Source organism: Kitasatospora sp. NPDC097643, assembly GCF_040302625.1.
Taxonomy (GTDB): Bacteria; Actinomycetota; Actinomycetes; order Streptomycetales; family Streptomycetaceae; genus Kitasatospora.
This window is the reverse complement of the sequence record NZ_JBEOSA010000088.1, coordinates 20177-32652: the sequence shown is the minus strand read 5'-3', so window position 1 is coordinate 32652 and position 12476 is coordinate 20177. Positions and strand designations below refer to the sequence as shown.

Here is a 12476-nt window from a genome sequence, read left to right as displayed (position 1 = left end):
AGCCGCGACACCCCCGCACCGCCCGCCGAGTCCTTCCGCACCTGGTGGCGCAAGAACAGAGAGGAGGGGCGATGAGCAGCCGCGAGGCGATCCTCAGCCGGATCCGGGCCGCCCTCGCCGACGTCCCGCGCGGTGAGACCCCGGAGGACGTACCCGTCCCGAGGAACTACCGCCGCAGCCACGTCGAACCCGGCGGGGACACCCTCGCCCTGTTCGCGGAACGGGTCGCGGACTACCGCGCCACCGTCACCCGCACCGACCCGGCCGGGCTGCCGGCCGCCATCGCCGCCGCCCTCACCGCACGCGGTGTCACCCGGCTCGCCGTCCCCGAGGGCTTCCCGGCGGACCTGCTGCCCCCCGGCGGCTGGCAGTGGCACCGGGAACCCCTGGACGTCCCCGCCCTGGACGCGCTGGACGGCGCCCTCACCCTCGCCGCCGCCGGCATCGCCGTCACCGGCACCATCGTCCTCGACGCCGGCCCCGGCCAGGGGCGTCGCGCCCTCACCCTCGTCCCCGACTACCACCTGTGCGTCGTCCGGGCCGAGCAGATCGCCGACGACATCCCCGACGCCCTGGCCCGCCTCGACCCGACCAGGCCGCTGACCTTCATCTCCGGCCCGTCCGCCACCAGCGACATCGAACTCAACCGGGTCGAAGGCGTGCACGGCCCCCGCACCCTCGACGTCGTCATCGTCGACCTCGCCCACTCGGAGCCCAGGTCATGAGGATCGCCCCGCTCGCCCGCTCCTGCTCCAGGCCGGCTCATGGGCTTCGGCCGCCGGCGCGGCCGTGACTTATTCTGCACGGACCCGAACACGAGAGAGGCGGACGAGAGTGCCGGTCACTGACGAGGCGATCGAGAAGATCAAGGCCATGATCGTCAGCGGTGAGCTCCGCCCGGGCTCGAAGCTTCCGCGCGAGCCCGACCTGGCCGAGCGCCTGGGCCTGTCCCGCAACTCGCTGCGCGAGGCGGTCAAGGCGCTGTCGCTCATCCGGGTGCTCGACGTACGCCAGGGCGACGGCACCTATGTGACCAGCCTGGAGCCCGAACTGCTGGTCGACGCACTGTCGTTCGCCGTCGACCTCCAGCAGGACGACACGGTGCTCCAGTTCCTGGAGGTCCGACGGATCCTGGAGCCGGCCGCCGCGGCCATGGCCGCCCGGGTGATGTCGGACGAGGACATCGCCGCCCTCGGCGAGGTGCTGGCCGCGCTGGACGACGACGCCTCCCTCGAAGCGCTGATCGACAACGACCTGGAGTTCCACCGCCGCTTGGCGGCCGGCTCGGGCAACGCCGTGCTCTGCTCCCTCATCGAGGGCGTCTCCGGCCCGACCGCCCGCGCCCGGCTCTGGCGCGGCCGCACCGAGGAGGGCGCCGTGGAGCGGACCAGGCAGCAGCACCGGGCGATCTACGAGGCCGTGGCCGCCCGGCAGCCGGACCTCGCCCAGGCCTGGGTGACGGTGCACGTCGGCGAGGTCGAGCAGTGGCTGCGCGGCACCCTCGGCGCGGCGGCCGTCGAGCTCGACTGACCGGCAGACGGCAACGCGCGTGGCGGGGGGACGGTCTTGACCGTCCCCCCGCCCACCACACGCACCCGGCTGCCCGGCAAGGGGTGCCGCAGCCGCAGCCGCAGCCTCAGCCGCAGATGCCGCGGGCGTAGTCGAAGGTCGCCGCCGCCTGCGAGTACTGCCACTGCGGCGCCAGCAGGTTGGCGTCCAACTGCTGTGCGGCGTTGGAGTCTTCGACGATGTAGCCGAAGTCCTGGAGGTAGGCCGGGTAGAGGTTCTTGGAGCCGATGAAGAACGCCGAGCCGTCGACCGAGACCAGCTTGTGGTGCAGCGCGTACGGGTGACCGTCGGCCCAGGTGGGCGTCGAGGCGGCGCGGAACGAGGCGAGTTGCAGGTTCTGGCACATCGCCGTGTGCGCGCTCCGGCTGTCGCCGGTCAGGGTGGTCAGGTGGTTGAGCAGTGTGTCGCTGACCTCGTTGAGCGACTTGATCTGCGAGTAGCCGCCGCTGCCGACCGTGCCGCGGTTGGCGGGGTCGCTGACCACGATCCGCACCTTGACGCCGGCCGCGAGCTTGGCGGCCAGGGTGTCGTACAACTTGACGTCGTAGCGCGGCATCGGCGGGCAGGTGCCGTTCAGGTCCTGCTGGGAGATCTCGATGTGGCCGGTCGCGCTGGCGACCAGAGTGCGCAGCGCGCTCTCCTCGGGGTTGACGGTGGCGTAGTCGCGGTCGGCGTTGGTGTAGTCGTGCACGGCGATCGGGCCGCAGCTGACGTCCGGGGCGGTGGCCGGGGTGAGCCGGTAGTCGGAGGCCGGGTCCGCGTTCCTGATGCCGACGCCGAGGCCGCCGACCGCGATGACCGGGATGCTGCCGGTCGCGGCGGCGGGTGCCGGGTTGGCGTCCTGCTCCAGGGTCGGGTTGCAGGAGGCGCCCTTGGAGGCGGCGAACCAGGCGGCGGAGAACACGCCGGTGTTGCGGCAGGTCCAGTCCCACAGCGTGTCCAGGTAGCGTCCGGCGGTGGTCGCGGCCGGGCCGGTCAGCGCGAGGTCGACGTCCGACACCGGGTGCGTGGTGTCGAGGTAGTCGTCCTTCCAGTTGTTGATGCCGCCGGTGATCACCCGCTGTCCGTCGACCACCAGCAGCTTGGAGTGGTTCCAGGAGAACGCCGTCTTGGCGGTGGTCATCGACGCGACGGTCAGCTTGACGCGGCCGGCCGCGTCGCCGAGCTTGCCGATCAGGTCGTCGCGGTACCGGGTGGGGAGCGCCGTGATGTTGTAGAGCGGGGCCGCGCCGACCAGGATCCGCACCTGGAGGTTGTTGCCCTTCGCCGCGGCGGCCTTGAGGCCGGCCACGATCGCGTCCTGGAAGGCGCCGTTCGGGAACGGCGCGAGGGTGGATATGTCGACCGTGCGGGTGGCGGCGGCGATCGTGCTGGTCATCCGTGCCAGCAGCTGCTCGGTGCCGGGCCGGTCGGTGCAGTTCGGGTCGCCCCAGCAGCCGGGCGTCTGGAGCAGCCAGCCGGCGGGGTCGCCGGCGGGCGCGTCGAGTGCGTTGCCGGCGGTCCGCTGCCAGACCGTGCCCTCCAGGCCGGGGGAGACCTGACGCAGGGTCTGCTCCACGGCGTCGAGGTGCGGGGTCGGGCCGGGCTGAGCGGTGCCGGGCTGAACGGGCCCGGGCGGGGTGGGGGTGGCGGAGTCGGCGAAGGCCGGCACGGTCGGCGCGGCGGCGAGGACGGCGGTGGCGAGCACGAGCGACGCGACCCGGACGAGACGGGGGGACTGCTGACGGGGCAAGGACGTACCTTCGGGGACGGTGCGACAGGGAGTTTGACAGCCGTTCATCTGAACGAAGCTTAAAAATACCTGGAAGTAACCTGTGACTCCGCCGGGGGTCCTTGCCCAGGGCCCCGGCGGAGCGGCAGGTGGAACGACGGGTCGCCCGGCCGTCAGTGGGTGGTCCCCTCCGGGGTGTGCAGGTCGGTGCGGCGGGTCGAGGCGGTGAGCAGGGCGCGCAGGGCCTGCGCGGCCGTGGCGGCGGGCAGGGAGGGCTGGGCCCGGTCGAGGACCTGTTCGGGCAGGGCGGGCACGTGGACGAAGCCGCCGCGGGCGGTGGGGCGTTCGGTGGCGAGCAGGTGCATCAGGGTGTAGAAGACGTGGTTGCAGACGAACGTCCCGGCGGTGTGGGACAGCGAGGACGGCAGCCCGGCCTCCCGGACGGCGGCCACGCACGCCTTGACCGGCAGGGTGGCGAAGTAGGCGGCGGGGCCGCCGGGGACGACGGGCCGGTCTATCGGCTGCCGGCCCGCGTTGTCCGGGATGCGCGCGTCGTCGATGTTGACGGCGATGCGCTCGACGCTGATGTCGGTGCGGCCGGTCGCCTGGCCGAGGCAGACCACGACGGCCGGGTCGCTGTCGCGCACCGCCGCGCGCAGTTCCCCGGCCGCCCGTCCGAAGGCGCAGCTCAGCCGGACGGGGGTGACCTCCAGCCCCGCGGGCGGCTGGTCGGCGACGAGGCGGGCGACCTCCCAGGACGGGTTGACGGCGGCGCCGTCGAACGGTTCGAAGCCGGTGAGCAGGACCCGGGTCATGGGCGGTGAGGGCCTTTCTGGTGGGGTGGTCCGGGGGCGTGGTCAGAACGCGAACAGCGACATGATGACCACGTTGCACACCAACAGGGCGCCGGCGGTGGGCAGTTGGGCCTTGATCGGCCCGTACTGGTCCTTGAGTTCGAGCAGGGTGGCCGGGACCAGGTTGAAGTTGGCGGCCATCGGGGTGACGAGGGTGCCGCAGAAGCCGGCCAGCATGCCCACGGCCAGGACGACCGCCGGGTTGCCGTGCAGCTGGGTGATCAGGACGGGCCAGCCGATGGCGGCGGTCATGACGGGGAAGGCGGCGAAGGCGTTGCCCATGACGACGGTGAACAGGGCCATGCCGAGGCAGTAGAGCACCACCGCCGCGTACGTGCTGCCGTCGGGCAGGAAGTGGGTGGTGATCTTGCCGACCTGGGTGCCGACGCCGGCGCCCTGGAAGATCGAGCCGAGCACGGCGAGGAGTTGGGGCAGCAGCAGCGTCCAGCCCATGGCCTCCACCAGCGTGCGGCCGGCGTGCAGGGCGGTGACGGGGTTGCGCTCGCGGGTGAGGGCGAGGCCGACGGCCAGCGCGACGAGGGTGCCGATGCCGAGCCCGAGCAGGGCCTCGCTGCCGGACTGGAGCAGCAGGCCGCCGCCGAGGTGCACGCCCTTCAGGAGGGTGGCGCAGGCCAGCGCGACCAGCGGCAGGGTGAGGGCGGGGATGAACAGCCGGCCGCCGAGACGGGCGGCGGAGGCGGCCCGTTGCTCGGGGGTGGTGGTCCTGGGCGTGCCGCGGCCGGTGAGGCCGAGGCCGCCCAGGCAGATCATGGCCAGGACGGCCGCACCCAGGGGCGCGGCGGGCGCGCTCTTGTCGGCGACCCAGCTGCCGTAGACGAAGCTCGCGCCGAACAGGCCCCAGAAGGCGGCACTGCCGAACCGCTTGGGGTTGCTGCGGTCGGCCGCCATCTGCACGGCCATCGCGAGGAAGACGGCGCCGACGAGCCAGTACAGCCACTCGACCTTGATCACTTGCTGTCCTCCACGGTGAGGGTGCCGGCGGGCTGGGGGTCGGTGGGGGTGCCGGTGGGGTGGGATTCAGCGGGGGCGCCGGGCGCGGCGGGCAGGTCCCGGGCGAGGGTGGCGTCCAGCCGCAGCAGGCGTGCGCCGTGGATGAGGGTGGCGCAGATCGCCGTCGGGATGGCCCACAGGGCGAGCTGCACCGGCTCCAGGCTGGTGTGGTAGGTCGCGTTGACGAAGCCGGTGATCAGGAGGATCGAGCCGATGGCGAGGAAGCAGTCCTCGCCGAAGAACAGGCCGACGGTGTCGGCGCTGGCGGCGAAGGAGCGCAGCCGTTCGCGGGCCTTCTCGGTCAGGGTGCCGTGGCGGCGCTCGACGGCGGCCTCCGCCATCGGCACGATCATCGGCCGCACGGCCTGGGCCTGTCCGCCGAGCGCGGTGATCCCGAGGGCTGCGGCGAGCTGACGGATCACCAGGTAGAGCGCGAGCAGGCGGCCGGCGCTGACCTTCGCGAGGCGGTTCATCAGGGTGCGGGCCTGGTCCTGGAGGCCGTGGCGCTCCAGGAGGCCGATGACCGGCAGGGTGACCGCGAAGAGGGTCACCGAGCGGCTGGAGGCGAAGCCCGTCCCGAAGGCGTCCAGGACCTTCACCGGGCTCAGTCCGCCCAGCAGCGCGGTGGTGACGCCGGCGACGCCGACGACGAGGAGCGGATTTCGTCGGGTGGCGAATCCGGCCACCACGATGAGGATGCCGACAAGAACGATCACGTTCCTGGCCCTTTCGGAGGGGTCCACGCCGTGCACGCGGTCAGCTGTGCCGCCACACGGCGCAGGAGGTCCCGGCCGGGTGGGCCGGGCCTCGCAGCGGGGGTTGCCGAGAGGTTAGGGGATTGTGGAACAATCCGACAAGAGTTCAGGAGAGTTCCGAACTGACGGAACGTAGGGCCGCAGGAGGCAGGACTTGACCGGGGTTTTCGACGCACTCGCGGCCGACCGGGGCCGGCTCGAACGCGCCAGCGCCGCCCAGCGGGTGGCCGAGGTACTGCGCGAGCACATCACCGAGGGCCGGCTCGCCCCCGGCACGCGCCTGTCGGAGGAGGCGCTGGGCGAGGCGCTCGCGGTGTCGCGCAACACGCTCCGCGAGGCGTTCCGGCAGCTGGCCGACCAGCGCCTGGTCGTCCACGAGCTGAACCGCGGGGTGTTCGTCCGGATCCTCGAACCGGCCGACGTCGCCGACATCTACACCCTGCGCCTGGCCCTGGAGATGGCCGGCGTGCGCGCGCTGCACAGCGCGGCGCCGGAGCGCCTGGCCGCGGTGCGGGCCGCGCTCGTCCGGGCGGAGGCCGCCGAAATACTGGACGACTGGGCCGCCGTCGGCACCGCCGACCTGCACTTCCACCAGGCCGTCGCCGGGCTGGCCGGCAGCGGGCGGATCGACGAGTGCATGGCGCGGCTGATGGCGGAACTGCGGCTGGCCTTCGGCGCCGTCCCCTCCGCCCGCGCGCTGCACGAACCGTTCCTGCGCCGCAACCAGGCGCTCGCCGGGCTGCTGGAGTCCGGCGAGATCGACGACGCCGAGGTCGAGTTGACCGGCTACCTGGACGACGCGCGCGCGGTGATCGTCCGCGCCATGGTGGAGGGTGGGCAGGCCCCGGGGGCCGGGCAGTGACGGGCCGGCGTGCGGTGACCGCGGCCGCGCCGGAGCCGGTGATCGACCTGAACGCCGATCTCGGCGAGGGCTTCGGCCGCTGGACGCTCACCGACGACGAGGCCCTGCTGTCGGTGGTCACCAGCGCCAACGTCGCCTGCGGCTTCCACGCCGGGGACCCGTCCACCATGCGGCGGGTCTGCGCCCTCGCCGCCGAGCGCGGGGTGCGGATCGGCGCCCAGGTCTCCTACCGGGACCTGGCCGGCTTCGGGCGGCGGGCGATGGACGTCCCCCCGGACGAGCTGGCCGACGAAATCGCCTACCAGATAGGGGCGTTGCAGGTGTTCGCGCAGGCAGCCGGCGCCGAGGTCGGTTACGTCAAACCGCACGGCGCGCTCTACAACCGCACGGTGCACGACGAGGAACAGGCCGCGGCCGTGGTCCGCGGCATCCGCCTGGCCCTCCCCGGCACGCCGGCACCGCCGGTGCTCGGGCTGCCCGGCTCGCGGCTGCACGAGGCGGCCCGGCAGGCCGGACTGCCGGTGGTCGCCGAAGCGTTCGGTGACCGCGCCTACACCCCCGAGGGCACGCTGCTCTCCCGCCGGGAACCGGGCGCGGTCGTCCACGACCCCGACGCCGTGGTCCGCCGCTCGGTCGGCATCGCCCGCGACGGCCTGCTCACCGCGCACACCGGCGACCGGATCCGGCTGCGCGCCCGATCCCTGTGCCTGCACGGCGACACCCCCGGGGCCGCGGACCTCGCCCGCCGGGTCCGGACGGCGCTGCGAGCGGCCGGGGTGCGCGTCGAGGCGTTCGCATGAGAGCGCTGCGGGTCGGCCCGCACGCCCTGCTGGTCGAACTCGCCGACGCCGACCGGACCGCCGCCTTCCACGCCGAACTCCTGCGCAGGCGCGCGGCGTCCGGGCTACCGCCGGTCGAGGAGATCGTCCCGGCCGAACGGACCGTACTGCTCGACGGGGTGGCGGACCCGCGCGCCCTGGCCGCCGAACTGGCCACCTGGCGCGTGCCGCCCGCCCCGGAACGGGCCGGCCCGGTGGTGACCGTCCCGGTCCGCTACGACGGCGCGGACCTCGCGGAGGTCGCCGCGCTCTGGGGCGTCGCGGAGGACGCCGTCGCGCGGATCCACTCCGCGACCGAATTCCGGGTCGCCTTCAGCGGGTTCGCCCCCGGCTTCGGCTACCTCACCGGCCTCGCCGACCGGTACCACGTCCCGCGGCGGGCAGTGCCCCGCAGCGCCGTGCCGGCCGGCTCGGTCGCCCTGGCCGGTCCGTACACCGGCGTCTACCCGCGTTCGTCCCCGGGCGGCTGGCAGCTGATCGGGAGCACCGACGCCGCGCTGTGGGACGCCGCGCGCGAGCCCGCGGCGCTGTTCGCCCCGGGGACGCGGGTGCGGTTCGTCATCGAGGAAGCATGATCGAGGAAGCATGATCGAGGAAGCATGAACGAGGAAGCATGAACGGGGATTCAGTGACCAGGGAAGCCGTCACCGTCACCGTCGTCAGCGCGGGCCTGCTGACGACGATCCAGGACCTCGGCCGGCCCGGCCACGCCCACCTCGGCGTGCCGCGCTCCGGTGCGCTCGACCGGCCGGCCCACCGGCTGGCCAACCGGCTGGTCGGCAACCCCGCCGGGGCGGCCGCCCTGGAGACCACGGTGCTCGGCTGCGCGGTCCTGGTGCACCGGCCGGTGACGGTGGCCGTGACCGGGGCGCCCTGCGCCGTCCGGGTCGACGGCCGGCCCGCCGCCTGGGGCGCCCCGGTCCGGCTGCCCGCCGGGGCCCGGCTCGACGTCGGCCCCGCGACGACGGGGGTGCGCAGCTACCTCGCCTTCGCGGGCGGGATCGCCACCGACCCGGTCCTCGGCAGCCGTTCGACCGACCTGCTCTCCGGGCTGGGCCCCGCGCCGCTGTCCGCCGGGGACAGCCTGCCGCTCGGCGCCCCGGCCGGCCCGCCGGCCGGCGCGGACGTGCTGCCCTGGGCCGCGCCGCCCACCCGGCTGGTCCTGCCGCTGGTGCTCGGCCCGCGCGACGACTGGTTCACCGCCGGTGCCCTCGGCGCCCTCGCGCGCTCCGTTCACCACGTCTCGACGACCAGCAACCGGATCGGCCTGCGCCTGGACGGTCCGCCGCTGGAGCGCGCCCGCGAGGGCGAACTGCCCAGTGAGGGCATGGTCCTGGGCGCCGTCCAGGTACCGCCCGACGGCCGCCCGGTGGTCTTCCTCGCCGACCACCCGACCACCGGCGGCTACCCCGTCATCGGCGTGGTCCCCGTGGCGGCCCTCCCCGCCGCCGCCCAGGCCACCCCCGGGACGGCGGTCCGCTTCGCGCCGGTCCGGCTGCGCTGACGGCCCCGAACACCGGCACCGTCAGCCGAGTTCGTTCTTGTGGACGACGCCGTTTTTGACGATCAGTCGCAGGTTGCGCTCGGGGTCGGCGAGGACGGACGGGTCGATGGTCGGGTCGCCGTCGACGACCAGGAGGTCGGCCCAGGCTCCCGGCGCGATGACGCCGAGCGGCGCGGCGCGGTAGGGGTCCCGGCGGCCGGACAGCCGGAACAGCTCGGCGTTGCCGGAGGTGGCCGTCCGCAGGGCCTCGACCGGGCCGAGGTGGCCGGCGAGGCGGACGAGCATCTCGTTCTGCCGGTGGGCCTTCCCGGGGTCGAGGACCAGGTCGGTGCCGAAGGCCAGCCGCACGCCGTGCTGCACGGCCCAGGCGAGGGTGCGGGCGGTGCCTTCGCAGACCTCGCGGTTCTTGCGGTCGCTGTCCGGAGAGGCGTAGTGGTGGTCGTCGACCTCGAACGGCTGGGTGCTCAGCCACACGCCCTGCTCCGCGAGGTGGCGGACGGTGCCCTCGTCGACGAGGTGCCCGTGCTCGATGCAGCGCACGCCGGCCCGCACCGCGCGGCGGACGCCCTCGGAGGTGTAGACGTGCACGGTCACGTAGGTGCCCCAGTCGGCGGCCGCGGCGACGGCGGCCTCCAGTTCGGCCGTGGTGAACTGCAGGACGTCCAGCGGGTCGAACTCGGAGATGACGCCGCCGCCGGCCATCAGCTTGATCTGGGTGGCGCCCTTCTTCAGCTGCTCGCGCACCGCGGCGAGCACCCGTTCCGGCCCGTCGGCCACCCGGGTGAACCCGACCTGTTCGCTCCGGGCCGGTGGCCCGCCCAGGGCGGTCGGGGCGTCGTGGACCGTCCCGAAGTCGCCGTGGCCGGCGGTCTGCGAGACGGCCGCCTGGCTCGGGTAGATCCGTGGGCCCGGGAACAGCCCGCGGTCCAGCACCCGGCGGAGCGGCTCGGTGTCGCCGGCCATGTCCCGCACCGTGGTGAAGCCGCGCATCAGCATGTCGCGGGCGGCGGCCAGGGCCTGGTAGTAGACCGTGCCGGTCGGTGCGAGCTGTAGCTCCGCCATGGTGCCGCCGATCGCGAACAGGTGGACGTGCGCGTCGGTGAGCCCCGGGATGAGGGTGCGGCCTCCGCCGTCGAGCACCGTGGTGCCTCCGGGCAGGCCGCGCGGGACGGGGCCGCCCAGCACCACCTCCGCGATGCGGTCCCGTTCGACTCGGACGTGCCCCGGCACCGACTCCGGTCCGATCCCGTCGAAGACGCGCACGTTCGTCACCAGCAGCCCGGCACCCGGGTCGTCGACACCCATGCCGCCATCTTCGGCCGGTCGCGGTGCCGGGGCCAGGGGGACGGGCCGACGTGAACGCAGTTGCGCGCCCCGGGCGGTCCCGGGGCCGGTCCTCGCACGCCCCCCCCCGGCGGCGCGTTGTGTCGGGCGGGCGGGGGGATGACACTGGCAGGGATCGGTTTTCGACTGCTGTTGCGGAGGGCCGATGCGACGGGACGGACGACTGGCGAGCCTCCTGCTCGCCGCGCTGAGCCGGGACTGGTTCGGGGTGCCGGTCGCGCTGCTGCTGGTGGGGGTGGGCGGCGGACTGCTCGGGGTGGGGGCCGCCTGGGCGGTGGTGCTCGGGGGCCTGGCGGTGGCGGTCGGTGTGCTGCTGGCGGCGGGAGCCGGGCGGCACCTGCTGCTGGTGGCCCGCGAGCGTCGGCGGAATCCGCCGCCGGGGCGGCTGGTGGACGTGGGCGGCCACCGGATGCACGTCCTGGGTGAGGGGGAGGCCGGGGGCGGGCCGACGGTGGTCTGGATGCCCGGCGGGCACGCCCCCGGTGAGGATTTCCGGGAGCTGCACACGATGCTGTCGGCCCGGGCCCGGTCGGTGCTGGTCGACCGCGCGGGGACGGGCTGGAGCGATGTCGGGCCGTTCCCCCGGACGACGGCGGGCGAGGCGGCGGAGCTGCTGGCGGCCCTGGACGGGGCGGGGGAGCGGGCTCCGTTCGTGTTCGTCGGTCATTCCCTGGGCGGGTTGCTGGTCGCCAACGTCGCCAGGCGGCGGCCGGATCTGGTGGCCGGCCTCGTGCTGCTGGATCCGACGCCCCTGGAGGTCATCGCCTTCGCGCCGCTCAACCGGCAGCTCGCGGGGGCGCGTCGCGGCTTCCTGCTGACGGCGGTGCGGCAGTTGTTCGGGGCGCACCGTGGCGGGGGCGGGCGGACCGGGCCGCTCTGCGCCGCCGCGTCGGCCTTCGGGGAGCTCTCGCCGGCCGGCCTGGCGCGGGTGGGCTGGGAGACCGTGGTGTACGACGGGGACCTCGGGGACCTGCCGCTGGTGCTGGTGATACCCCGGGATCTCACCGGCGGTGAGGCGGTGCTGGCCGGCGCCCGGGACGTGGTCGAGGCCGAGCGGCTCAGCCGGTTCTACCTCCGGAGCAGGGTGCGGTACCTGGCGGCGTCGACGGCGTCCCGGCTGGTGCACACGCCGGCGGGGACGGGCCACGACTTCCCGCACGAGGCCCCCGGGTTCGTGGTCGACGTGGTCGGGGAGCTGGTGCGCGAGCTGCGGATGGCGCCGGAATTCGGCAGCCATTAAGTCGGATAAGCGGGAATATCATCGGCCTCATGTTCGGGCCCGCCGCATTTCGGGTCACGCGAGAAGGCAATGAACACTCGCATGAGTGAACTCGCCGGAAGCCGTTTGGCTCCGGCACGCATGGTTCGACTACGGTGCTCATGAGATCGGGCGGCGCGCCCCAATGGTCGGGAATTCGATGCGGTAGGTGAATCCCGGATTCCTCACTGGAATGCGCCGCCCGCCTGGCCGTGCGCTGCTCCGGTGTTCGCGTGTCCGGGTTTCCTGTCATACGTATGCGTAGAGATGGAGCATCATGCCGCCCGTGGTACCGCCCTTCCTGATCGGCCTCATCGTCGCCCCGCTGGCCAAGCGTCTGTTGAAGCCGCTGGTGCGCGGAGTCGTCAAGACGTCCGTCGGCATCGCGATGGAGGTGAAGAAGGCGGCCAACGAGGCCGGGGAGAACATCCACGACCTCGCGGCCGAGGTGGCGGCCGACGTGGTGGCCGCCCAGATCGCCGCCGTTGACACCGGAGTTCGCTCCGGCGAGGGCCGGCCCGCCGCCGGGGCCGGTGCGCCGAGCAGCGCCAAGGACGAGCACGCCGACCGCCCCGACGGGGACGCGAGGACCCCGAAGATCCGTGCGACCGCCGGCACCGTCGCCGGAAAGACGCACTGACGGTCCCTGACGGTCCCCGAGGGTCCCTGGGCCGTGGCCGCCGTCAGGCGCGCAGGCCGGCCGATTTCGGCGGAATGTGCCCGGCGGCGGCCGGTCGCGGGCCATCCGGCTCGCAGGCCGTGCGGATTC

The 12476-nt window shown here is 74.1% G+C and carries 13 protein-coding genes; 8 read left to right on the top strand and 5 right to left on the bottom strand.

What is annotated here, in order from left to right; translation table 11 throughout:
- Positions 1 to 71: 71 nt before the first annotated feature.
- Both ABTY15_RS35950 and ABTY15_RS35945 read left to right on the top strand, forming a co-directional pair.
- Complete coding sequence (locus tag ABTY15_RS35950) at positions 72 to 725, top strand: LutC/YkgG family protein (protein WP_350605235.1); 654 nt, start codon at positions 72 to 74, stop codon at positions 723 to 725.
- 109 nt (positions 726 to 834) lie between these two features.
- Positions 835 to 1530, top strand: coding sequence for a FadR/GntR family transcriptional regulator (locus ABTY15_RS35945; RefSeq protein ID WP_350605232.1), 696 nt, complete (start codon positions 835 to 837; stop codon positions 1528 to 1530).
- A gap of 106 nt (positions 1531 to 1636) precedes the next feature.
- On the opposite strand, the gene ABTY15_RS35940 is transcribed toward ABTY15_RS35945, so the two are convergent.
- The 4 genes from ABTY15_RS35940 to ABTY15_RS35925 form a co-directional block, all read right to left on the bottom strand.
- Complete coding sequence (locus ABTY15_RS35940; protein WP_350605230.1) at positions 1637 to 3301, bottom strand: phospholipase D-like domain-containing protein; 1665 nt, start codon at positions 3299 to 3301, stop codon at positions 1637 to 1639.
- Positions 3302 to 3453: 152 nt separating this feature from the next.
- Entirely contained in the window at positions 3454 to 4095 is a 642-nt protein-coding gene (pcp, locus tag ABTY15_RS35935) for a pyroglutamyl-peptidase I (RefSeq protein WP_350605228.1), read from the bottom strand.
- A 42-nt stretch (positions 4096 to 4137) separates the two neighbouring features.
- Entirely contained in the window at positions 4138 to 5106 is a 969-nt protein-coding gene (locus tag ABTY15_RS35930; protein ID WP_350605225.1) for a DUF979 domain-containing protein, read from the bottom strand.
- Complete coding sequence (locus ABTY15_RS35925) at positions 5103 to 5861, bottom strand: DUF969 domain-containing protein (RefSeq protein ID WP_350605223.1); 759 nt, start codon at positions 5859 to 5861, stop codon at positions 5103 to 5105. The genes ABTY15_RS35930 and ABTY15_RS35925 overlap by 4 nt, the downstream gene beginning before the upstream one ends.
- A 193-nt stretch (positions 5862 to 6054) precedes the next feature.
- Between ABTY15_RS35925 and ABTY15_RS35920 the strand changes: the two genes are divergently transcribed.
- Genes ABTY15_RS35920 through ABTY15_RS35905 form a run of 4 tightly spaced genes read left to right on the top strand, consistent with a single transcriptional unit; the run spans position 6055 to position 9105 of the window.
- Positions 6055 to 6762 carry a GntR family transcriptional regulator gene (locus ABTY15_RS35920; RefSeq protein ID WP_350605220.1) on the top strand — a complete coding sequence of 236 codons (708 nt, stop codon included), beginning with the start codon at positions 6055 to 6057 and terminating at the stop codon, positions 6760 to 6762.
- On the top strand, positions 6759 to 7562 hold the full coding sequence (locus ABTY15_RS35915) for a LamB/YcsF family protein (protein WP_502893669.1): 804 nt from the start codon (positions 6759 to 6761) through the stop codon (positions 7560 to 7562). The genes ABTY15_RS35920 and ABTY15_RS35915 overlap by 4 nt, the downstream gene beginning before the upstream one ends.
- Positions 7559 to 8176, top strand: a complete 618-nt coding sequence (locus ABTY15_RS35910; RefSeq protein ID WP_350605217.1) for a 5-oxoprolinase subunit B family protein — start codon at positions 7559 to 7561, stop codon at positions 8174 to 8176. Before ABTY15_RS35915 ends, ABTY15_RS35910 begins: the two co-directional genes overlap by 4 nt.
- A 38-nt stretch (positions 8177 to 8214) precedes the next feature.
- Positions 8215 to 9105 (top strand): 5-oxoprolinase subunit C family protein, encoded by an 891-nt coding sequence (locus tag ABTY15_RS35905; RefSeq protein ID WP_350605215.1) that lies wholly within the window; start codon positions 8215 to 8217, stop codon positions 9103 to 9105.
- Between the two features lie 21 nt (positions 9106 to 9126).
- Here ABTY15_RS35905 and ABTY15_RS35900 read toward each other — a convergent pair whose 3' ends face one another.
- Positions 9127 to 10410 carry a metal-dependent hydrolase family protein gene (locus ABTY15_RS35900; RefSeq protein ID WP_350605213.1) on the bottom strand — a complete coding sequence of 428 codons (1284 nt, stop codon included), beginning with the start codon at positions 10408 to 10410 and terminating at the stop codon, positions 9127 to 9129.
- A gap of 184 nt (positions 10411 to 10594) precedes the next feature.
- Between ABTY15_RS35900 and ABTY15_RS35895 the strand changes: the two genes are divergently transcribed.
- Positions 10595 to 11689 (top strand): alpha/beta fold hydrolase, encoded by a 1095-nt coding sequence (locus ABTY15_RS35895; RefSeq protein ID WP_350605212.1) that lies wholly within the window; start codon positions 10595 to 10597, stop codon positions 11687 to 11689.
- 295 nt (positions 11690 to 11984) lie between these two features.
- Complete coding sequence (locus tag ABTY15_RS35890; RefSeq protein ID WP_350605210.1) at positions 11985 to 12347, top strand: DUF5132 domain-containing protein; 363 nt, start codon at positions 11985 to 11987, stop codon at positions 12345 to 12347.
- Positions 12348 to 12476 lie beyond the last annotated feature (129 nt).

Coding starts and splice junctions, on each gene's coding strand:
- ABTY15_RS35950 (WP_350605235.1), top strand. CDS start 72: ATGAGCAGCCGCGAGGCGATCCTCAGCCGGATCCGGGCCGCCCTCGCC.
- pcp (WP_350605228.1), bottom strand. CDS start 4,095: ATGACCCGGGTCCTGCTCACCGGCTTCGAACCGTTCGACGGCGCCGCC.
- ABTY15_RS35910 (WP_350605217.1), top strand. CDS start 7,559: ATGAGAGCGCTGCGGGTCGGCCCGCACGCCCTGCTGGTCGAACTCGCC.
- ABTY15_RS35905 (WP_350605215.1), top strand. CDS start 8,215: ATGAACGGGGATTCAGTGACCAGGGAAGCCGTCACCGTCACCGTCGTC.
- ABTY15_RS35900 (WP_350605213.1), bottom strand. CDS start 10,410: ATGGGTGTCGACGACCCGGGTGCCGGGCTGCTGGTGACGAACGTGCGC.
- ABTY15_RS35895 (WP_350605212.1), top strand. CDS start 10,595: ATGCGACGGGACGGACGACTGGCGAGCCTCCTGCTCGCCGCGCTGAGC.
- ABTY15_RS35890 (WP_350605210.1), top strand. CDS start 11,985: ATGCCGCCCGTGGTACCGCCCTTCCTGATCGGCCTCATCGTCGCCCCG.